Raw genomic sequence first — 243 nt, 5'->3', positions numbered from 1 at the left:
CATGTTATCTTGGCTTTGAAGGCGTAAACTTTCGATATCCGTGCCATCACTTTTCCAGACTTTATGGTATTCCTCTACAAGCCAACGGTGCTCATAGTAGGTGATGATAGCTAAGGCGTCTTCTTTGCTGGTGACTGGTTCACTGGTTAATAAGTGCCAGCTTAAATCGTTCTCAGCGTTTCCTCGCTCTGCACAGCCGACATAGTAAACTGGGAGAGAGTGTCCTTTTTTATTGTAAGGCAC

At 44.9% G+C, this 243-nt stretch carries 1 protein-coding gene; it reads right to left on the bottom strand.

What is annotated here, in order from left to right; genetic code table 11:
- On the bottom strand, nucleotides 1-243 hold a 243-nt coding region (locus tag AAEY57_RS20845), incomplete at both ends, for a transposase (protein WP_350608766.1).

It is taken from the genome of Pseudoalteromonas sp. MER144-MNA-CIBAN-0113 (assembly GCF_040308965.1).
Taxonomy (GTDB): Bacteria; Pseudomonadota; Gammaproteobacteria; order Enterobacterales; family Alteromonadaceae; genus Pseudoalteromonas; species Pseudoalteromonas tetraodonis.
This window is presented reverse-complemented; position numbering and strand designations above follow the sequence as displayed.